The organism is Rickettsia sp. (genome assembly GCF_965035265.1).
Genome location: NZ_CBCDJS010000010.1, coordinates 1 through 20,329, shown reverse-complemented (window position 1 = coordinate 20,329; position 20,329 = coordinate 1). Strand labels below are relative to the sequence as shown.

Here is a 20,329-nt window from a genome sequence, read left to right as displayed (position 1 = left end):
GACGGAGCAAATTCAAAAGTGAGGTCTCATTATTTTGCTAATGAAATAGAAAAACCTTATCAAACCGCTCTTACATTTAATATTAAGCATGAAAAGCCGCATGAAAATTGTGCTATGGAGCATTTCCTGCCGCTTGGTCCTTTTGCTTTATTGCCTTTGAAAGATCAAAATAGCTCTTCCGTAATATGGTCAACTTCCGCTAGCCAAGCATCCTTAATTCTAGACTTACCTATAGAAGAAGTCAGATTTTTAACTCAAAGAAATGCCGGTAATTCATTAGGTAAAATTACGATTGATAGCGAAATGAGTAGCTTCCCGTTAAAAGCTCGTATGGCAAATAGATATTTTCATAATAAAATGGCGCTTATTGCCGATACTGCTCACACAGTACATCCACTGGCGGGGCAGGGACTTAATCAGGGCATAAAGGATATAGAGACTTTGAGTATAATTGTTAGTAATAATGGTACATTACAAGAATATCAAAAGCTAAGGCAAGATGATAATTTTATTATGTATAAGCTGACGGATGAGTTAAATAATATTTTTTCACATTATTCAAAAAATTTAAGATGTATAAGGCAAATAGGATTTAAAGCAATAAATAATCTTAAACCTATTAAAAACTTGATTACTAGCTATGCGATGGGGAAGAGGTGAGTATACTCGGTGAATTTCAAAAATTGGCTACGTCATTCTACAAGATCTACGGTGCTCACGTATTAAGTATACGCTCCGCTCCTCGCCTTGTGAACCCCTTGCTCTTTTTGAAATTGACCTTCGTCTACCGACTCTTCATTTACTCGGAGTATATTCCGATGTCATTCCTAGCTAAAAGCGGGAATCCAGTAATTAAGAATCGATAAAAGCATTGTTTGTTATATTTTTTAAAAGATGGATTCCTGCTTTTGCGGGAATGACATAGAATGTGGAATAACATAGAACGTAATTTTATGAGATATGTATTAGTAAAGAAAATTTAAGTAATAAATCATCTATTAATACTCCTGAAGAAGGAATAAGAAATGCCAATGAGAGTAATGCTAATCAGCCAGATATATCTCAAAAATCTGAAACGCTTGAACCTCCTAAAAAATCTAAGCAGGAGTCTCAAGATACTCGAAGAGTATTAAAGGATGACAAGGGGCTAAAAGCCGGTCGAATAGCAAGAGTTCTTGCTGCAGCAGGTATGGTAATAGCTTCAGCATTCAGCAACCCTATAAAAGCTGTGGAAAACATACCTAAGCTAGCTGCTCCACTTGATAACTTATCTGCTGGCGGGGTAATTAAAGAAAAAGGGGTAGCTCCTCCTAACATAATTGATAGAGGATTAGATAAATTGCTTAAACCCATTCCGGGAGGAGCAACTATATCAAAAGCGATACAAAAAACCTATAAAACTATGGGTACTAGACCGGTAGCATTAGGAATAAAACTTGCCGGTATCGCAGTTTCATTAGCCTTTCCTGTTGTAAGTATTCCTGTAGTTCTTGCTATTGCTGGTGTATCGCTAGCTGCTACTGCATATAATGTCGGAAAAGAAACATTAGAAGTAAGGGGTGAAAAACTTCGGAATGCTGAAAAAAAATCATTAGAAAACATAAAAGAGTCTAAACAAACGCAGCGTAAATTATTAGAAAATAAGGCTCAAGAAATTACAGGTAAAAGTTCTCCTGACTTAGAGAAGTTTTTATTTCACAAGGGCAGTGAAATGTATAGAAAGCCGTCTGAAGAACCGCCTGAAAAGCCTTTTACTAATACTTATTTTAAAGAATTTACGAAAGTGTGCCGAGATAGTGTGTCCGGATTTGTTTCTACATTAGCTGGAGCTGCGGCTGTCGCCCATCCTGTCGGGTGGGTTGCAGCAGGTGCTACCATGGTTGCTAATTTTTTAGGTGAAACAGATAATAAACTTGTTCGGATGGAGCAAAAAAAAGATGCAATAAACCAAATAAATGAGTTAAAAGCTTTTGCACCGGATTATACTGATCCAAAAAAGTTACCTGAACTAGAGAGCGTCAACAAAAAATAAATACTGCAACATTAGAAGAATTTTTAGAAAAAACTCCTAATATTGATAAATTAAATCAAATTCAGCTTGAAGCAGCATTTGCAACAAAGCAAAAAGAAGTAGAAGCAAGACAGGAATTTGAAGTACCAGCGGAAAAAACTAGAGCCCAAAAATTGGTTTCAGGAGTAAAAGAGTGGGCGGGATATGTTGCCGACTCACAGTTTAGTGATTTAAAAGCTCTGCATTCTAAGAAAGATGAGAAAGTTCAAGATACAGAGGTTTTAAAAAAGCAAAATTCTCCTAGCCCTGTTCAAAGTAAAGTACAAGAACAAGTGCATGATATGCAGGAAAGTTTAACGCACGGTAAGGTTACTTCTCGCAGTAATAATATATCGCCACTACCAACAGGAAGAAGTGCATCTAAGAAACAAGAATCTTCAAGAGGAGTTTAGTTGTTAGTTAAGGTTTATAATAGTGTAATAGATTATATCTTGCCGCAGAGATGTTTAGGATGCTCAGAAATATTAAATAGTAACGGTGAATTTTGTAGTGATTGTTGGAAGAAGTTAGAGTTTATAGCAAGACCTTATTGTAGTATATGTGGACAAAGATTTAGTATAAAAGTCTTAGATAACTGCATTTGTGGACGTTGTTATAGCAGCAAGCCTAATTATGATTTGGCTCGTAGCTTATTTAAATTTAATGAATATAGTAAAAAAATAGTTCATCAGTTTAAATATCAAGATAAAACAATATTTGCTAAAACTTTTGCTAAGCTTTTATATAACAGATATCATGAAGATATAAACGATACTGATCTAATCATATCTGTACCGATGAATAGGTTTAAAAGGTTACTGCGAATGTATAACCCCGCTCATATTTTAGCTATGGATATTGCAAAAATTACAAATAAAGCTTTAAAGGCTGATATTTTAATTAAAGCAAAATGGACAAAGTCTCAGACCTTTTTATCAAGAAGACAACGAAAGAATAATATAAGCGGTAGTATCAAATTTAACACAAAATATAATATTGTAGATAAAAGAATTTTATTAATAGATGATGTTATTACTACAGGAGTTTCAATAAATGAATGTGCTAAAATTTTACGACAAGCGGAGGCGTTGTCGGTATATGTGATGAGTGTTGCGATGACTTAGAACGTCATTGCGAGGAGCGAAGCGACGCGGCAATCTCGTTAAGTATCCTGAGATTGCCACGTCGAGGCTCCTCGCAATGACGAAACGCCTACGTTCGCTTAGCTTATGACGATTAAATAAAACCATCAGGAGTGAAGTAACTTATGCAAAATGAAATAAAAAAAGTTTGTGTTATCGGCTCAGGAGTTATGGGGTCAGGGATTGCTGCTTTAATTGCTAATTCGTCTAACAAAGTTGTATTGTTGGATATTGCAGCTAAAGATTCTGATGATCCTAATAAAATCGTCAAAACCGCTAAAGAAAATTTGCATAAACAAAAACCTCCTCCTTTATCTTTTTCTGATAAAGAAAATTTCATTACTATCGGTAATTTAGAGCATGATTTAGATTTAATTAAAGAATGTGATTTAGTTATTGAAGTTATTGTTGAGAAGCTGGAAATAAAACATCAATTATATAATAAAATTATTCCTTATCTTAAAGAAGATGCAATTATTGCTTCTAATACCTCTACATTACCGCTTAAAAGACTTAAAGAGAATTTGCCGGATAATATCAAATCTAGATTCGTTATTACGCATTTCTTCAATCCTCCCAGATATATGGAGCTGCTGGAGTTAATTATTGACCCTACAGTAAAGCCTGAAGCCATAGAAAGAGTATCAGGGTTCTTAAGCGAAACGCTTGGTAAGACCATAGTAAAATGTAATGACACTCCGGGCTTTATAGCGAATAGAGTAGGATGTTTTTTACTTGAATTAGTTGTAAGAAAAGCTATAAAAGAGCAGCTTGATTTTGTTACCATAGATAAAATAATTACCTCATGTCTTGGACTACCGAGTACTGGAATTTTCGGTTTATATGATCTGATCGGGCATGATGTAATGAAACTAATATCTAGCTCACTGCTTGCTTCTCTTCCTTCAAATGATGCGTATCATAAAATATATATAAATACACCTGTTCTTGATAAGATGATTGAGCAGAAATTAATCGGGCGTAAAGGTGACGGTGGATTTTATCGCATGTCAGTATCAAACGGTAAAAAAATTAAAGAAGTTATCAATATAAGTGATTTATCATATAGCCCTGTTCAAAAAATAGATGTTGAATTTAACAATCTTGATGAGCTTCTTGTAAGTGATTCAGTTTATGGCAAGTTTTTTAGTGAGATTATCACGGAATTTTATATTTATTTAGCAAGCTTAGTACCATCTGTAACCGATAATATTTATGATATAGATGCTGCTATGAAACTTGGTTATAGCTGGAAATACGGTCCTTTTGAATTATTGACTATAGCGGCTAAAGATGGTTGGGACTTAGTAATTAAAAATGCCAGTTTAATGTATATATCACTCCCACCGTATTTAGCCAATAAAGAATATCAAAAAATCGATAAACAAAAATTTAATGCTCATAAAGATATTTTAAAAGAAAGTCAGATAGTATTAGAAAACGATTCTGCAAAGCTAATAAATTATCATGAAAATTTCATTTTCGTTATTACTACCAAGATGAATTGTTTAAATCATAACGTGTTTTACTTACTTCAAGAAGCAGCAAGTAAAGCTGAAAATGATGGTAAAAATCTTTATATTTATTCGCAAGGAAATAATTTTTCTGCTGGTGCAGATTTAAAGCTTCTTCTTTCCTATATTGAAGAAGGCAATTTTCATGATCTAGAAAATTTATTGAAGCTAGGGCAACAAACTATGTTGCACTTAAAATATTCGGGAGTTCATATTGTTAGTTGTGCCAAAGGGGTAGCACTTGGAGGAGGGTGTGAGCTGCTATTGCACTCAAGCTTTATTACAGCAAATCAGGAACTGAGTGCTGGACTCGTAGAGCTTGGTGTTGGTTTAATACCTGGGTGGGGCGGTGTTACTGAAATGTTCGCTCGAAGTAATGGTGATAAAACTAAACTAATTAGAAATATCAGAAATATTTTAGAGCAGAATAAATCAAGTTCAGCCGATTATTTTAAAGCAGATTATGATGTAGAGAATATGCAAATAAATATGAACAAGAATTACATTTTAGAAGAAGCTTTAGAACTAAATCTAGCTAAAAAAATAGTGCCGATCCCGCATAAAATTACTTTGCCTAAAGTAATTTTAGCAAATGAAATAGATACATCAAAATATAATGATCTACAAAATAAAGTACTTAGCAAATTCCAAAATATTATTGATAAACATTCTGAAACAAATGAAGAAGAATTACTTACCTATGAGCGGGAAATATTTTTAGAACTCGCAAAAGATCCAAAAACTATAGAGAAGCTGAAAGTGTTTTAGGACTCAAGAGTAAAAACTTTTAATTTTAATAAAAAGCTATTGAGTAATATATCACATATGATATATTACCTATATGAAAAAATGGACTATAACATTTATAAATAAAACTGCAGAAAAAGAGGTGAAAAAACTTAGTTATAATCTGCAAGCTGATTTTTTATACGTATGTGAATTGCTGATTGAGTTTAGTCCATATAACGTAGGGATGCCGCATACAAAAAATATAGAGGGTAAATTTGGGAGCTAAGATTACGCGGTAAAGATAATATAGCACGATCAATATATTATTTAGCTAAAGACAAGCAAATAGTAATATTGCATAGCTTTATCAAAAAAACGGAAAAAACTCCTAAAACTGCTATTTTAATAGCTAAAACTAGATTGAAGGAAGATTTTAATGAAAAACTTTGATGAATTTAAAAAAGAGTTATTATTGAACTCTGAAGTAGCGAAAGCTTATGAAGAAAAAAAATAGAATTTGAGATAGCAAAGGCTTTAATAAAAGCACGTCTTGCATCACATATGACTCAAGCTGATGTTGCTAAAAAAATGTCTACCTCTCAGGCTCAAATAGCAAGAATGGAAAGCGGACATCATCTCCCAAATTTTTTAAGTCTTCAAAAATATGCTAAAGCGGTAAAACAAGAAATTAATTTATTAATTACTCCATAGCTTGCGTATTTTTATATGCTGTGCAGGTTTGTCTTTAAATTTGTTTTGGTCTAAAGTTTTCTGAAATACGCTGATTATAAACATTTTTAAAGGAGAATTTAGACTATGTTTGAGATTCTAAAAGTAATCTAACTCATAAGAAAGATCAATTTTATACAATTCATAAACAGCATTATATATATAATTAATATCGAATTCATTATAGTGTTGTTCTGATAAATTCGTCACTTTATAATATATACCGAATTTAAACTCAGTATCTTCAGTTATTTTTAAAGCTTCATAATAACATTCTTGTGCTTTTAGTATGAGATCGCTTGTAGCGTAACAATCTCCTTTAATATCTTCAATATAAGCACTATTAGGATAAATTTCGTCTAATTTTTGAAAACATTTTTCCATTTCAGGTAAATTTTTTATTGCTGTAAAACAATGCAATGCTTCTAAATATTTATTATAATTATTATATAATATCTTACCTATTTTATTATAAACTACAGTTAATTTCTTATCAAAAGCTAACGCATTAACATATTGTAACAGAGCATTAATATAATAGCCTGCTTCCTCATATGTTAACCCGTCTTCATATAGTTCGGTTGCATTAGGCATATTATACTATTCTACTCCACAATAATACTGCCTATAACACCGCGGTAATAAGTCCCGGGGTCATACATAGCTTCGCTATAAATGGCAGGAGTAGAGAATATGCCTTTATTAACCACTTTGATTTTATATTGATAGGTCATTTTTTGATCAGAAATAGTACCGAAAATCATGACTCTATCGTCACGATTATTTACATATATCGGTTTCCATATCATTACTTCTTGCGTGCGTTCTAATATATTTACGTTATTGTTATCCGGTAAAAGCTCAAAACCTGCCGGTAATAAGTCAAGTATCACCATATTGCTAAGAAGTTTATTACTACCTGATCGCATAGTGATTTCTACCGTAATATTATCACCTAATTTTGCTTTGCTGACTTCTTTATTATCCTCATCAAGATATTTTTTGGTTATTTCTACGCCTTTAATGATTTCTTTATTTTCTTTTAAAACTTTGTCATAACCTGAAGTTAGAAGCTGATAGAAAAAGCCGTTACTTGAGGATGTTAAGTCGATATCCTTATTTTCTACTGACAGCTCAGCAATCATCACTTTATCTCCTTTTAAAGTAGCTTCTTTATCTGTAGAGGTAGCCTCATCTACATTATTTATCTTATCAGCATAGGCAAGGCTTGCCATAATTGCGTAACTTGCCGACAGGCTATTATAGTTGTCTTTAGCAAAAAGAGCGATATCCTGTACAATTTTCTGATCAAAGTTTTTTAATCTTTCAGGGAAATGTGTAGAAATTAAGTATAAATACTGACTATATTTTATTAGAGGATTATAATATTGATAGTCTGTTTTCGATATCGGTTTATTTAGAGTAAATTTATCTAATAATTTATCTGCCTCTTCATTCATTTGGAGCATTTTATAGCTAGCTGCTAAATAAACGCTAGTTAAATCATCCTGCCACGTATTTTTATGGTACTCGTCTAAATATTTTAAAATATTTGCAATATAGCTTGTAGTAATAACGCTATTTTTCGTCAGGATATAAACCGCATATGCCTTTTCTCTTGCTTCGTCTAAGGAGTTTATTGATCTATTCGCCATATTCTCTAAGTAGTAAATACCTTGATTAAAAATATCGCTTGGAACGGCTAAATATCTAGTTGCTCCCTCGCTTAAGAAATGCACAGTGTAGACTGAAATAAAAGGATCAGAATCGTCGTTAAAGTTATTCCAATATCTAAATCCACCGTCATAATTTTGACGTTCCGATAAAGTTTGAAATATTTTCGACAAAGATTCATCCATTTTTTTACGGTCGGTTTTAAGAATCTGAACTAGCTCTTGTTCATTATATAATAAAACATTAGCAAAATTTTGACTTACTAATTGCTCAGTGCAGCCATAAGGATAATTATCTAGGAAATCTTTAAAACCGGAAATAATAGCAAGCGGCGATTTAGAAGCGGAAATTTGCAGTTTAGCAAACTGCGGATATAAATCTCGCAAGATTTTTAAGTTAGCTTTATTGCCTGTAATAAAGCCCGTATCAACTGTTGTGACGCTCGGAATAGCAGGGCGAACGCTCGTAGTACTAGTTAATTCTGAGCTATGCACTACTGCCATAGATATTATACCCGGCTTTAAATGATTTATAGAAGCCACAACCTTTAAATCTGCCGAACCGAGTTTATCAGTCGCTATTAATTTAACATTAATAGTAGCTTCTTTGCCTTCATCTATCTGTATTTCGGTAGGGTAGTCTAATATTTTAAGCCCTTCGCTTGTTTCGATGTTTACGAAAACTTGAGCATTTCCTGAATCTTTTAGATTATTTAAGATTGTTACCGGTACTGTAAACTCATCACTTGGAGCTACAAATAAAGGTAAATTTGGATTGATAATAAGATCGGATTGGACTAATAAATCAGCTTTAGAAGTTCCTATAGCGTTAAGGCTTGAGGCTACCCCTATGACTCTTAAAGTGCCGTTAAAATAGCTTGGAATATCAAATGTGATTTCTCGCACGTCTTGATCTGCTTCTAAAATTCCTGACCAAAATGCTACTGGAGGCTGAGTTTTTCTTTTAAACGGATTAAGATTTCGAGCGACATTTATAAAACCGTCACCTGGAGGTGCTGCCATATAAGCCTTCATTAATAAAGGACGCTCAGGTAATATTAAATCCATGATTTGTGATGTTCGGACTTCTAAGGCTTTATCATTAATGAAGTAATTAAGTGGATCGGGAGTTTGATAACCTGCAAATGATAATATCCCTTCATCAACAGCAAATATTATGATTTTACCAGGGTTTGCAGTGCGATAATTAATTGTTAATTTTTCACCTGATTTGATTTTTGCAGGAAGCGTTAACTCAATATCTTGTTTATGTTTATAAATGCCCGCAGTAAACGGCACAACCGCATAACTAAACGGTGACATAAAGATTTCCGTCGCTTCTATGTCTCTTATAAATTGTATATTGACATATCCTTTACCTTCAAAGCCATCAGGTATTTTTATTTCTTGAATACTATTATTTTCGTCAGTTTTAAACCATTCAAAATTATGTACTTTATCTGTTTCGATAGTAATTAACCCATAACCTGTATAAGGAGTTATAACATTTAAAAGAATAGTATCGCCGGCTTTATAATCGTCTTTATCAAGCTTAACTTTTAAGTTAGCTTTGTCTGTTAAATTAGCTGTAACATTTCCTTCACCTATTACCGAAAATTCAGCTTGGGCAAAGATTGTATCTTCTTTATCGGTTAAGTAAATAACGTAATCGCCTGCTTCTTTAGTAGGCACTTTATAAATATAACTTTCTATAGCCGTAATATTAACCTTGTCCGAAGATATATTAGTCTCAATAGGTACCGACTTATAAGAATAACTACCGCTACTATCTGCTACTAAGTTATTTACGTAATTAATCTTTTTTAAGTTAAGCGTTAAATCAGGTGCAGCTACTTTTTCTGCTTTATTTGATATGGCTATGAATTCTATTGCTGAAGCCGTTTTCTTCTTAATATATTTTAAATCACTATCGCTTCTAAACCCTATAATATAAGGCAGAGGTGAAACTATAAGCGATTTGCTTGCATTTACGCTTCTTCCTGAATCAGGCTCAAATCCTTCCGCTGAAAATGTTAGATTAAAAGTAGCGTTATAATATTTCTCAAGGTTAAGGTCAAAGTTTGCCGTACCTGTAGAGTCGGTAGTAATCTCTCCTAAACGCTCATTAAAAAACTCTTTATTTCCTTTGCTGCTATAAAATTTATAGTCTTTAAAGCTAGGTACAAAAAACTCGGTAGGTCTAATATCAATAAAGCCGCTGACTTTTCTATTTTCTGCAGGAGTGCCATAAAGATTTATAAGATTAACATTTGCTTTAAGGTCTTTTGGATTCGTCCATAGTTCATCTTGTAAATTATTGAAATTTACGCTTATTTTCATGCGGTCAGGCTGAAAATCACCAACTCTTACCGATAAACTATTAAGATAATTATTACTGCCTTTATCGCCTATTAAATATAGGCTCATATTATATAAACCGGTTAAGGAATCATCAAGCGTAGCGAATAAATATTCGCTAAACCCTTCCGCATTTAGAGTTATTTTACTTTTATCTATTACTTTCCCGCGAGGATTGGTTATTTGTATTTCTAAAGGTAAGCCGTCTAATTTTCCTTGCCAATCTGTTTGTTTAAGCATAATGCCTATGTGACCTTGCTCGCTTGGTCTATAGATAGCACGGTCGGAAAATAAATAAGCTTTTAACCCTTGATCAGAACTGACTGCTCCTGATACGTTAAAGCGTGAATAATTAACCTGCCTATCAACTCTACTATAGGGCATAAACGAAAAATCATCATTTGTCGTTAATATGTAAGCCACTGGAGTTTTTTCTTTTGTAAAATCACGTATATTTGATAAAACGGCATGCCCCTGGCTATCGGTTTTGCTGCTGACGAGTACCTCACCGTTAAGCCCTATGATATCTACTTTAACTCCGCCGGCCGTTTTACCGTTACTGATATAAGAAACAAATATATGATGCGTTCCGCTTTTATCGGTTTTTACTATAAAACCAAGATCAGTTACTAAAATTAATCTTTTATCTTGAGAAATTATGTTATCAGATTGATCTTTAGCATAAACTTTTGCTAAAAATAACCCCTTAGAATAGTTACCTGAGTCTTCTAAATTAAAATATTTGCTAAAATCTAAATCGGTGTAATTAGGTAAATTTAAATTTTGTGAATTAACTATTACTTCCTCTTGAAATACTTCAGAAATATTATACTCATTAAAAGAATATTCATTTATGAAAGTCGGGTTTTGGAAAATATTATATCTATTTGTTTGGCTGATTAAGTGATTAACTTCTTGCTGGTTAATCTTATCGATTTCTACATATAGTTTATCTATACCAAGTGAATATACGGGAAGCTTTTTCTCGCCGGCTAATGAAAGAATAGAGCCGTCAGACATTAGCTTAACTTCTTTAGTATTATCCGGTATTTGTACTATTTGAGAGTAATCTGAGCCTAGTGTTAAATTATCCGATGTTTTAACGCCTTTATTTACTTTAACAAGCAAAGTTCTTGTAGGGGGCGTATCTACTTTAAAACTATGCATAGTAGTAATGCTTGGGACGGAAGGTAAAAACTCAAAATTTATTTTTTCACTCGATTTAAGGATATCATCGGTTATTTCTTTAGGGCTTTGCCATTTGTAGTTTTTTTTGCCTGCAATTCCTAAGAAAGCCGGTTTGTCTTGCGGTAATAAAAATAACTCTAAATGTTTTTTTACCTCTTCGCTAGACACTGGTGTATTTGTAGTAATTATAATTATTTGTTCAGGTTTCAGTTTGTCGTCTTTAACAATTGTAGCAGTACTATTAGTGATTTTTAAATATGATGATAGGCTTGGAATTAATACGTTTTCTTTATAAGAATATCTTGGGTTATTTGATGTCTTTTGAACTTCAACATTTTTTTGAGCAAAATTCTCTCCGCCGTATAGAGGTTTAACACCGTCTTTTATAATTATGGAAACTGTATCTTCTTTATCTTTCAGCGGTGGTATATTAGTAATAACCGTAGCTTCCGTGTTATCTGTGTTAAATTTGATAGAAAACGATAATTTTTCTTTAGTTGAGGCTCTTATAAACTCTATTCTTTCCTCTAGAGTCTTAGGATCGATAGGGTAGTTAAAAGCTATTTTAGTTTGAACAAATTTTTTGGAAATATCGATATTATCCTGTAGATAATTCATTTCTTTAATAATAGGAAGTAACGGCATAGTTGTAAAACTTATATTGTTACTTTTAAAACCGATAAAATGAGGAAATATATAATCTTCGATAGTAACCTTATAAGTTTGATGAGCTGCAAAATTGTTTTCCGGAGTAAAATTTATATTATATCCCCAACCAAACCGCCATTCACCTTTAAGATCAGGTGAAATAGATATGTAATCATTCATCCTTTTTCCGCTAAGCCCTAGCTCTCTTTGTGGCTTTGTACACCATTCTTTAATCCTAGCATCGCAAAGGTCAATATTTAACGAATTCTTACCTGCTAACAGATTTTCATTAGTTAATTTAAAATATAAAGGTATTTTTTCGTTAAAACTGGCAGCAATTACTTGTAAATTTATTAAACATAAGAAAATTATGAATATAAATTTGCGGAAAATATTTTTCATACCTATAGCTTATAATTTTTGTTAACTTCAATTATATATAAATAAAATTAAGTAAAGCAATGAATAAGGATATTTTTTTTTCAATATTTAACAAAATTTTTTTTATTATTTGGTCAGGAGTATATCTATGAAATTATCATAATACTCGGATTTACTATATTTAGGAGGCAACTATTTGCACGAGCTATTTGTGTATTACTTTTCACTACAATTTTAAATATATTGCTAAAATATACATTTGAAATACCTTTAAATCCTGCTCTAAACATTAAAGGTTTTGCCTTCCCTAGTGGTCATATGAGCAGTGGCGTAGTATTTTACGGTTGGTTTTTTGCGAATATTAGACATTTCTTATTAAGAATGATAATAGTAGTGATTTTAACCGGTATTGGATTTTCGCTGATTTATAAGGGCTATCATTATCCGGTTGATATTATTGCATCTATAACAATTGGAATAATGGTTATTGCTTTTGTATATAGTTTAACCAAAGAGGATATTGTTCAAAAATATCCTTTTATGCTTGGAACGTTTTTATGGGTATTAACTGTGCCGATGGTAGCTTATCTTAAAATTATTGATGCGAATTGTCTTGCTTGGGTATGGACGGTATTTTGGGGATTACTCGGTTTTACTATTTCTTGGGGGTTATTTTATAAATATTTGGGACTACCTCAATCAAAATTAAATTATTTCGTCAACTTAGTTATAATTGTCATTTTAATAGCGTTGATTGAATATATTAATTATTTCTTCAAACAATATTTGGGATATAAATTTTATTTAACTTGGTTCTTAATAGGCTTTAGTTTCCCACTATCGGTAAGGTTATGCCATATTCACGTACGATCAACGCATTAGTATATGAAGCAGGTTAAGTTGCACTTCATTTCTTTACTTATCGCATTAGGTGAAATTTTCTATTGACTTTTATATAAAACAGTATAAGTTTCCTTACAATTTAATTTTTTATAAAGATATTTATGCGTGGTTACGAGAAAGCACAAACAAGTTTAAATAGAGAACAAAAAGAAGCTATAGGATTATTATCTATAGGTACATTTCTTGAATATTTTGACCTTATGCTATATGTACATATGGCAGTGTTTTTAAACGAATTATTTTATCCAAAGGCTGATGCACATGTTGCAGCACTTTATACAGCCGTTGCTTTTTGCTCAACATATTTATTAAGACCATTCGGAGCCTTAATATTTGGATGGATAGGTGATAATATAGGTAGAAAAAGCACAGTAGTTATAACTACTACTTTGATGTCTATTTCTTGTGTTGCTATGGCTACTTTCCCTACATATGCACAAGTAGGAGCTAGTGCTGCTTGGGTAGTAACTATATGTCGTATTGTGCAAGGTATGTCCTCTATGGGAGAAATGATAGGAGCAGAACTGTATGTTACTGAAATAACAAAACCTCCTATACAATACCCTGCTGTTGCATTGATTACAATTTCTTCTAGTTTGGGAGGGTTTGTTGCATTAGGTATTGCAAGCTTCACTACCACTCAAGGTTTTAATTGGCGTATTGCTTTTTGGATTGGAGCTATTATAGCAATTGTCGGAGCTGTTGCTAGAACCCGCCTTAGAGAAACAGCAGAATTTGTTGATGCAAAACGACAATTAAAAAAATCCTTAGAACCGGCTTCAGAAAAAGTTGACATTAAAAAGCTGGAAGATAACCCTATATGGAAAGAAAAAGTTAACCAAAAAACTTCTTTAGCATTATTTTTAATACAATGTGCATGGCCAGTATGTTTTTATATTATTTATTTTCATTGTGCCACTATACTTAAAAATTCTTTTCACTTTACTTCAGAACAGATAATTCATCACAATCTTATTGTTTCAATCTTTCAGGTATTAGGAGCTATCATTTGGACATACCTCAGTTATTATATATATCCTTTAACTCTTATTAAATTTAAAACAGTGATATTTACCTTTACTATTTTAATTTTTCCATATTTACTAAATAACATAAGCTTGTCTTCTGATTTAATGATTATTCAAATTATTCTTATTATATTTTCGCTTTCTTGTTCTTCTGGTATGGCTATTTTTTATAAACACTTTTCTGTATTTAAGCGCTTTACATATGCTAGTTTTATGTATGCTCTATCACGAGCTTTTATATCTATTATTACCTCATTTGGACTTGTTTATTTTATGAAGTATTTTGGCAATTGGGGAATCCTAATTATCACTATTCCTGTAGTTATAGGGTTTATGTGGGGAATATTCCATTTCCAAAACTTAGAACAGGCTATTGGTAATTTTCCTAAAAAGAAAAAATATCTTGTTCTTGAACCACAGGAGGAATAATTGCTAGATTTTGATAACATAAATTAATTATATGCTGTGTAATTTTTGGTATTTCTAGATGTACACTGAAAGTTGTAAAGCTTATTAAAGTCTCTTCAATAATCTTCTTTGCTTTCTCAGGTGATTTAACTCCTAATGTTTGTATATTATGGATTCGATCAAATAATTTTATAAGAGCGGTATCATATTGTTTTTGTTTGACTAGTAAATTTAAGCTTTCTTCTGCACTGATTTTTCCATAAGGTTTGATTCTAGTTAAACCCTCTACGTGTTTTGCTATCTCTTTATCAAAAATTTCGTTTATCATTTCTTCAGTTAAATCAGTATCCTCGATTGTATCATGTAATAAAGCAGCATTTATCATAATAGAAGTATAAAGCTTAGGAGCTTCTTCGGCTACAAACTCAGCAAGCATAATAGCCACTTCAATCGGGTGAGAATAGTAAGGATCGCCGGATTGACGCATTTGTGAACCGTGATATTTACGAGCATAGAAAATGCCTTTTTTAACTTCCTCTATATCAACAGGATTTTTTACTTTAATGTTTAAATATTCGATTTTGTCTAATAGTTTCTTAGCATAAACGCAAATTTCAAACTTTTCTTTCCAAGAGCTTAAATCTTTCATAAAAGTTATTTTATTTATATTAATAATAGTTGATTATGATTATAGTAAAAATTAAAAAATTGCAATAACAAATAGTTTTTTAACTTTAAATATATTAATAACTTCTAGTTATATTGTATTTAAACAACTTCATTCTGTTTTATTAGTTGCTTTAGCTTCTTGTTCTTGTTGTAATTTATACTCTGCTGCTTTTTCTTCTACGTAATTTAAAAAGAAATAAGTAAAAGTTAAAAAACTAGTTAAAACTATTCCAAGAGTTATTAATATTAATTTAAGTTCTTTCCTTGCATTCAGAGCTTTTAATCGCTTTTCTTCCTCTTCATCAATATAAGACTCAGAGGTTAAAATTTGTTCTTCGTTATTTTCCATGTTTTAACTCTTAAAAATTAGCTTATATATGAATGATAGAGTTTAATTATCACTTAGGAAAAGTAAGCTATAGAAATAATTAAAATAAGTCAACAATTTAAATTGTTGATTGTAATTTTTTATTACTCCAAGTCCGTAATAACCGTCATATTTTGGTCGCCTATCATTTCTACATTAATACCACCGATAATTATATTAGGCATACCGCTTACCATAACATGATCATCTTCTGCAAGGGCTTTAAGCCCTTCTTTTATAATATTAAGTTCTTCTTTAGTAGCTAAATTATATTTTAAAACCGTTGATTCTGCTTCTTCAAGAGAGCGATAAAATTGTAGTTTTTCATTTTTTGTTTTTGATAAAGAATCATGGTATTGACAATCTAAAACTTTTAATCCTGCGTTCTTATAAAGCTCTCCTAATTTCATGCCTAAATTAAAGTCTTTATTAAAATACTGATTAACTTTAAGCGATAAAGCAGTTAGTTGATTTAAAGCCGGGTTTTCAGGATAACAAAATTTTTGGCTTGATATAGGCTCTTGTAGCACAATAATTCCCGTTTCTAATTTGAGAACGTTTTTAACGGTATTTAGTACGGATTGACGCTCAGTTAAGTGAGCGAACAAAAATCTAGCAAAAACTAGGTCAATTTTATTATTTAAATCCAAAGAATCAATATTTTTTACAGAAATTACATGGAATTCTATATTATTTACTCCTGCTTCTTGAGCGGACTTTTGAGCTATTTCTATTTGTTGTGTACTGTTATCTATCGCAATAACCGTGCCTTGAGGCATAACTTGTTTTGCTAGCCAAATAGCCATTTGCCCTGTACCGCATCCTAATTCTAAAATTTTCATTCCCGACTTCAAACCCATTTTTAATAAAAACTTACAGCTTGAATCATTGATTATCTGATTTAGTATATTAAGACACTCTTCTCCTTTTTTCCTACTTCTAAATAGTAGCTGTCTTCTGAATTTTTCATATTCTTTACCATTAATTTAAGTTTTGTTCACGAAGCCTAAAAGTAGTAAAATTATTATATATAAATATATTATTAGTCTAGATTAAAATGAACTAGTACCTAATTTAGATTAGTATTCTAAAGTTAAGAAGTGTTTAATTTATCAATCATTGGTAAATCAAACTTGTCACGAAAATTGATAATGATCTATTGGCTAACTCTTAATATACAAAAAACTAAATAAATCTCATATTCAAAGGTTGGTTAGAGAAATTAAAGAATTTTTAGGTAATAATAAAAAGTAACTTGTGGCTAATATATAGCTGAATGAGTCTTCGGTGTTAATGCCACTACTAATGTCATATTTAGCTCGTGCCATCTGTAAGTATAATGTTACGCTGTTTATAACCGCTAAAGGTAGAAACAATATCCGTAGAAAATTCAGGACCACCCTTAGAGTCATAAGATATTTCAGGCAGGAATTGCACCTCGGCAAAGAAAATCATATGTAAGAAAGAATTATTTAAGATGGATTATTAGATAAAGCTATTGAATAGTATTTGCTAACCTAACATTAAAACCCAAAAAGCTTGACTTTATGCTGCGTCCGCCGTTTGATATTTTTGTAGAAATACCGAAAAATGAAGAATGGCGCACCCGAGAGGAGTCGAACCCCTAACCTTATGATCCGTAGTCATATACTCTATCCAATTGAGCTACGGGTGCTAAGCTTGAAGTACTTAATTTCTAAGCCTTATTTCTTGTTGCTAACATACGAAGAAGCATATATAAAAGCGTAGCATTTGTCAAGAAACATAGAGTGTTCTTATATTTCTCTAAATAATAAAATATAAAAAAAATACAATTAATAGTTGAATTATTATATTAGATATTGTATATAGAGGTTTATAAATTAACATGAGAAAAAAATGAATAAAATAAAATTAATTATAGTTTACTTATTTTGTATTAATTTGACTGCACAAGCAGACAATATATCGGAAATCGCTAAAAAAAATTTAGAGGTAATTAACTCTTTAAATGTTGAAGAAAAATGGCAAAAAGGTAATATAATAAATTGTAAGTCGGGTGAAACTTTATTAGAAGAAACAGAAAAATATAATTCTCCTAAGTTAAAGCGTTTGACTCATTGTAGTTGTTTTGCGTATGCTGCTAGTGCAGCTTTGGGTCTTCCAAATAAGTCTCTACTTCCTCATCCTGAAAGCGATAAAGAGTTTATACCTACTTTATCAAATAAGCAAGCTGAGTGGCTTGAAACAGACGGAATAAAAAACGGATGGAACTATGTTAAAGCAGGAAATCGTGATGATAGTTTTATTCAAGCACAAAAGTTTGCTAATCAAGGATATTTTGTTGTATCCGTGTATAAAAATGCTAATCCAAAAAGAGCAGGGCATATTGCCGTTGTAGTACCAAGTAGTAAGGATATAGAGAAAATAAAAAATGAAGGACCGGATACGGCTCAAGCCGGTAATATTAATTTTTCCTGTAACTCTTTGAAAAAGGGTTTTAGGAATAAAAAAGATGCATTTAAAAACAACGAAATAAAATTTTATTATTATAAAATATAACCAGATATCAGTAAGGTAACCGGATAATTTTTATTCGATGTCATCCACGCAAAAGCGAGACGTTGTTGCATGGCTCGAAAATCGTCATTGCGAGCACTCGAAGAGTGCACAGCAATCCAGAAAAATAATAAAAAAATTCTGATTTACAGAATTTTTTACTGGATTGCTTCGTCGAATTACTGCGTAATTCTTCTCGCAATGACGGAAAACTGAGCCATGTAAAAACGCCCGAAAGCGGGATCTAAGAAAATAACTTCAATATTGATACAGAAGTTACATATTAGGCAAAATAAGCACATAAAAAACAAGTTTTTTATGTGTTTTACTGGATTCCCGTCTTCGCGGGAATGACATAGAACAAAATTGTCCGGTACTATAGTCATTCTTGCGGGGTACAGCATATTTCAGAAAGGTTAAGACAAGGTGAGTTTAAATGCGAGCCTGCTAAAGCATTAGATAACTACATGAGTATAGGCGAGTCATGCAAAATTCTCTTGTATTAAGCGATCGAGAATATGCTATATCTTATTGGTTGAAGAAAATTATCTGCCATGTTGTTGGGAGTCATTTTTCTTGGTAGATTGTACTAGGTTTTGATACTTTCCGACCGGTCTAGGCGGTTTAGTCGGTGTCTTAGTTGGGGTATTTAAAGCTTGTTTTACGTGTTCTGCTTTCTCTTGTCCTTGTCTGTGTCTTGCTTGCTCTTGTTCTTGCTTTATTTGTACCGGAGTAGGTGTTTGAAGGGAGCTTTTATAGCTTTTGGTATCATCTATAACTTTATAGTTAGGATATTCCATAGTTAAGATCTTTTCTACTTTTTAGCTTGATATTCTTCCTGGCTTTGTCCGGTAATTGTTGTATAAATTTTTTCTAAAGGTGAAAGTTCAGCTTTCTTATTTACACCATTAAATAAGCTAACCATGCTTTCTTTATTTTTTTCTAAAGATTGTGTATCTAATTTGGATAAAAAATTTTCAAATTGCTTAGTTTGAGTATTACTAATGGAAGGATTGGTTTGTTTTAAATCCTCAAATATTTTCTTATTAATTATTAATCTATCATTCACCTCTTTAAGCTTATTATCTACTGCTTTGGTAAAATTTTCTATATTTTCGGGAGTTAATTTGGAGCTATCTAAAGTTGTGACTTCATAAGGTTTATCAGAGCTATTTTTAAGAGTAATTGGCGGATTACCGAATGCTTTTTGTATCTCTGGTCCAATAACATTAATTGCTAGCTGATTTTTAAGCCCATTATTTCCGTTTAAAACTATATCTTCATATAACTTATCTGGTATCTCTATATTTTTATATATATTGTTAACCAAGTCCTTTTTTTCGCCCATATTCATTTGAGCGACTCGAGCGTCTATTAATTGACTAAAAGGTACAGCTTCATTTATAACCTCTTGTTTAAAACGATTTTTTATTAAATTATTTATTTTTTCATTAGAAGTAAAAGCCTCTCGAAATTCAGTGGAGAACTTTTCCATTTCTTGTTTAAGTTCTACAAAATTATCAGATGAAGCTCCTCTATCTTGGGAATCATTTATTTTTTCAGTTATTGCAAGTATTGTGGCCGGAACATTTATAACGTTATTTTTTACCACTTCTTTTTTCCCGTCTATTTCTATGGTAGAAGTTTCATTAGGATCAGCTTCAAATGTTCCTTTAAAAGCTTTTTTAAAATCTTCGCTATTGATATCTATAGGTTTTTTATCTGCTATTATTTGATTTTTTAACTGCCCTAGAACATAACCTTCTATATCCCTTATATCGTTTCTTGCACCACTAATAATTTCTTTAATTTGGTTCTCATTAATAGGTGATTTAGTTTGTTGGTTATCTTTAGACATAATAAAATCGCTAGCTTAATTATTAATTTAATTAAACTATTATTGAATTCTGTTCACAAGTTAATTTAAATTAAACTAAGTTAAATATTATTAAGTTATTACTTAAAAAGCACTTAGTGAGATTTTTATTGATAAGTTTTTGAGGA

Annotated in this window: 19 protein-coding genes and 1 tRNA gene; 11 read left to right on the top strand and 9 right to left on the bottom strand. The window is 31.7% G+C overall.

What is annotated here, in order from left to right; translation table 11 throughout:
- From AC1Z7D_RS01530 to AC1Z7D_RS01495, 8 genes are all read left to right on the top strand, one after another.
- The coding region (locus tag AC1Z7D_RS01530; protein WP_482601417.1) for an FAD-dependent monooxygenase at positions 1-660 on the top strand (660 nt) is incomplete at its 5' end.
- A gap of 529 nt (positions 661-1,189) precedes the next feature.
- The gene (locus AC1Z7D_RS01525; RefSeq protein WP_482601416.1) at positions 1,190-2,032 is read left to right on the top strand and encodes a hypothetical protein; all 843 of its coding nucleotides are present in this window, start codon (positions 1,190-1,192) and stop codon (positions 2,030-2,032) included.
- A 152-nt stretch (positions 2,033-2,184) separates the two neighbouring features.
- Positions 2,185-2,463, top strand: a complete 279-nt coding sequence (locus tag AC1Z7D_RS01520; RefSeq protein ID WP_482601415.1) for a hypothetical protein — start codon at positions 2,185-2,187, stop codon at positions 2,461-2,463.
- Positions 2,464-3,174: a double zinc ribbon domain-containing protein gene (locus AC1Z7D_RS01515; RefSeq protein ID WP_482601414.1), complete on the top strand. Its 711-nt coding sequence runs from the start codon at positions 2,464-2,466 to the stop codon at positions 3,172-3,174.
- Positions 3,175-3,317: 143 nt separating this feature from the next.
- Positions 3,318-5,474 carry a 3-hydroxyacyl-CoA dehydrogenase/enoyl-CoA hydratase family protein gene (locus AC1Z7D_RS01510; protein ID WP_482601413.1) on the top strand — a complete coding sequence of 719 codons (2,157 nt, stop codon included), beginning with the start codon at positions 3,318-3,320 and terminating at the stop codon, positions 5,472-5,474.
- A gap of 73 nt (positions 5,475-5,547) precedes the next feature.
- Positions 5,548-5,721 (top strand): hypothetical protein, encoded by a 174-nt coding sequence (locus AC1Z7D_RS01505; RefSeq protein ID WP_482601412.1) that lies wholly within the window; start codon positions 5,548-5,550, stop codon positions 5,719-5,721.
- Positions 5,709-5,885: a type II toxin-antitoxin system RelE/ParE family toxin gene (locus AC1Z7D_RS01500; protein WP_482601419.1), complete on the top strand. Its 177-nt coding sequence runs from the start codon at positions 5,709-5,711 to the stop codon at positions 5,883-5,885. Before AC1Z7D_RS01505 ends, AC1Z7D_RS01500 begins: the two co-directional genes overlap by 13 nt.
- Before the next feature lie 111 nt (positions 5,886-5,996).
- Positions 5,997-6,146 carry a helix-turn-helix domain-containing protein gene (locus tag AC1Z7D_RS01495; RefSeq protein ID WP_482601411.1) on the top strand — a complete coding sequence of 50 codons (150 nt, stop codon included), beginning with the start codon at positions 5,997-5,999 and terminating at the stop codon, positions 6,144-6,146.
- Positions 6,147-6,263: 117 nt separating this feature from the next.
- On the opposite strand, the gene AC1Z7D_RS01490 is transcribed toward AC1Z7D_RS01495, so the two are convergent.
- Together AC1Z7D_RS01490 and AC1Z7D_RS01485 are read right to left on the bottom strand one after the other, a co-directional pair.
- Positions 6,264-6,758 (bottom strand): hypothetical protein, encoded by a 495-nt coding sequence (locus AC1Z7D_RS01490; RefSeq protein ID WP_482601410.1) that lies wholly within the window; start codon positions 6,756-6,758, stop codon positions 6,264-6,266.
- Between the two features lie 11 nt (positions 6,759-6,769).
- A complete protein-coding gene (locus AC1Z7D_RS01485; protein WP_482601409.1) occupies positions 6,770-12,433 on the bottom strand; it encodes an alpha-2-macroglobulin family protein in 5,664 nt (1,887 codons plus the stop codon).
- Positions 12,434-12,655: 222 nt separating this feature from the next.
- Here AC1Z7D_RS01485 and AC1Z7D_RS01480 point away from each other — a divergent pair, with 222 nt between their 5' ends.
- Together AC1Z7D_RS01480 and AC1Z7D_RS01475 are read left to right on the top strand one after the other, a co-directional pair.
- Positions 12,656-13,294 carry a phosphatase PAP2 family protein gene (locus tag AC1Z7D_RS01480; protein WP_482601408.1) on the top strand — a complete coding sequence of 213 codons (639 nt, stop codon included), beginning with the start codon at positions 12,656-12,658 and terminating at the stop codon, positions 13,292-13,294.
- A 122-nt stretch (positions 13,295-13,416) separates the two neighbouring features.
- A complete protein-coding gene (locus tag AC1Z7D_RS01475) occupies positions 13,417-14,772 on the top strand; it encodes an MFS transporter (protein WP_482601407.1) in 1,356 nt (451 codons plus the stop codon).
- Here the strand turns inward: AC1Z7D_RS01475 and AC1Z7D_RS01470 are convergent.
- The 5 genes from AC1Z7D_RS01470 to AC1Z7D_RS01450 all read right to left on the bottom strand — a co-directional run bounded on the left by AC1Z7D_RS01470 (position 14,729) and on the right by AC1Z7D_RS01450 (position 17,462).
- Complete coding sequence (locus tag AC1Z7D_RS01470) at positions 14,729-15,400, bottom strand: HD domain-containing protein (protein WP_482601406.1); 672 nt, start codon at positions 15,398-15,400, stop codon at positions 14,729-14,731. The genes AC1Z7D_RS01475 and AC1Z7D_RS01470 overlap by 44 nt on opposite strands.
- Before the next feature lie 129 nt (positions 15,401-15,529).
- Complete coding sequence (locus AC1Z7D_RS01465) at positions 15,530-15,769, bottom strand: RP671a family tick cell line-upregulated protein (RefSeq protein ID WP_482601405.1); 240 nt, start codon at positions 15,767-15,769, stop codon at positions 15,530-15,532.
- Between the two features lie 122 nt (positions 15,770-15,891).
- The gene (locus AC1Z7D_RS01460) at positions 15,892-16,773 is read right to left on the bottom strand and encodes a class I SAM-dependent methyltransferase (protein WP_482601418.1); all 882 of its coding nucleotides are present in this window, start codon (positions 16,771-16,773) and stop codon (positions 15,892-15,894) included.
- Between the two features lie 328 nt (positions 16,774-17,101).
- Complete coding sequence (locus AC1Z7D_RS01455) at positions 17,102-17,242, bottom strand: DUF2460 domain-containing protein (RefSeq protein WP_482601404.1); 141 nt, start codon at positions 17,240-17,242, stop codon at positions 17,102-17,104.
- 143 nt (positions 17,243-17,385) lie between these two features.
- A tRNA-Arg gene (locus tag AC1Z7D_RS01450) sits at positions 17,386-17,462 on the bottom strand.
- 203 nt (positions 17,463-17,665) lie between these two features.
- On the opposite strand from AC1Z7D_RS01450, the gene AC1Z7D_RS01445 reads away from it, so the two are divergent.
- On the top strand, positions 17,666-18,328 hold the full coding sequence (locus tag AC1Z7D_RS01445) for a hypothetical protein (RefSeq protein WP_482601403.1): 663 nt from the start codon (positions 17,666-17,668) through the stop codon (positions 18,326-18,328).
- A 542-nt stretch (positions 18,329-18,870) separates the two neighbouring features.
- Here the strand turns inward: AC1Z7D_RS01445 and AC1Z7D_RS01440 are convergent.
- Complete coding sequence (locus AC1Z7D_RS01440) at positions 18,871-19,125, bottom strand: hypothetical protein (RefSeq protein ID WP_482601402.1); 255 nt, start codon at positions 19,123-19,125, stop codon at positions 18,871-18,873.
- 14 nt (positions 19,126-19,139) lie between these two features.
- Entirely contained in the window at positions 19,140-20,183 is a 1,044-nt protein-coding gene (locus AC1Z7D_RS01435) for a hypothetical protein (RefSeq protein WP_482601401.1), read from the bottom strand.
- Between the last annotated feature and the right edge of the window lie 146 nt (positions 20,184-20,329).

What these genes read in the sequence shown, in the direction of transcription:
- AC1Z7D_RS01525 (WP_482601416.1), top strand. Translation starts at nt 1,190, where the DNA reads ATGGTAATAGCTTCAGCATTCAGCAACCCTATAAAAGCTGTGGAAAAC.
- AC1Z7D_RS01510 (WP_482601413.1), top strand. Translation starts at nt 3,318, where the DNA reads ATGCAAAATGAAATAAAAAAAGTTTGTGTTATCGGCTCAGGAGTTATG.
- AC1Z7D_RS01505 (WP_482601412.1), top strand. Translation starts at nt 5,548, where the DNA reads ATGAAAAAATGGACTATAACATTTATAAATAAAACTGCAGAAAAAGAG.
- AC1Z7D_RS01495 (WP_482601411.1), top strand. Translation starts at nt 5,997, where the DNA reads ATGACTCAAGCTGATGTTGCTAAAAAAATGTCTACCTCTCAGGCTCAA.
- AC1Z7D_RS01490 (WP_482601410.1), bottom strand. Translation starts at nt 6,758, where the DNA reads ATGCCTAATGCAACCGAACTATATGAAGACGGGTTAACATATGAGGAA.
- AC1Z7D_RS01485 (WP_482601409.1), bottom strand. Translation starts at nt 12,433, where the DNA reads ATGAAAAATATTTTCCGCAAATTTATATTCATAATTTTCTTATGTTTA.
- AC1Z7D_RS01475 (WP_482601407.1), top strand. Translation starts at nt 13,417, where the DNA reads ATGCGTGGTTACGAGAAAGCACAAACAAGTTTAAATAGAGAACAAAAA.
- AC1Z7D_RS01470 (WP_482601406.1), bottom strand. Translation starts at nt 15,400, where the DNA reads ATGAAAGATTTAAGCTCTTGGAAAGAAAAGTTTGAAATTTGCGTTTAT.
- AC1Z7D_RS01465 (WP_482601405.1), bottom strand. Translation starts at nt 15,769, where the DNA reads ATGGAAAATAACGAAGAACAAATTTTAACCTCTGAGTCTTATATTGAT.
- AC1Z7D_RS01455 (WP_482601404.1), bottom strand. Translation starts at nt 17,242, where the DNA reads ATGATTTTCTTTGCCGAGGTGCAATTCCTGCCTGAAATATCTTATGAC.
- AC1Z7D_RS01445 (WP_482601403.1), top strand. Translation starts at nt 17,666, where the DNA reads ATGAATAAAATAAAATTAATTATAGTTTACTTATTTTGTATTAATTTG.
- AC1Z7D_RS01440 (WP_482601402.1), bottom strand. Translation starts at nt 19,125, where the DNA reads ATGGAATATCCTAACTATAAAGTTATAGATGATACCAAAAGCTATAAA.
- AC1Z7D_RS01435 (WP_482601401.1), bottom strand. Translation starts at nt 20,183, where the DNA reads ATGTCTAAAGATAACCAACAAACTAAATCACCTATTAATGAGAACCAA.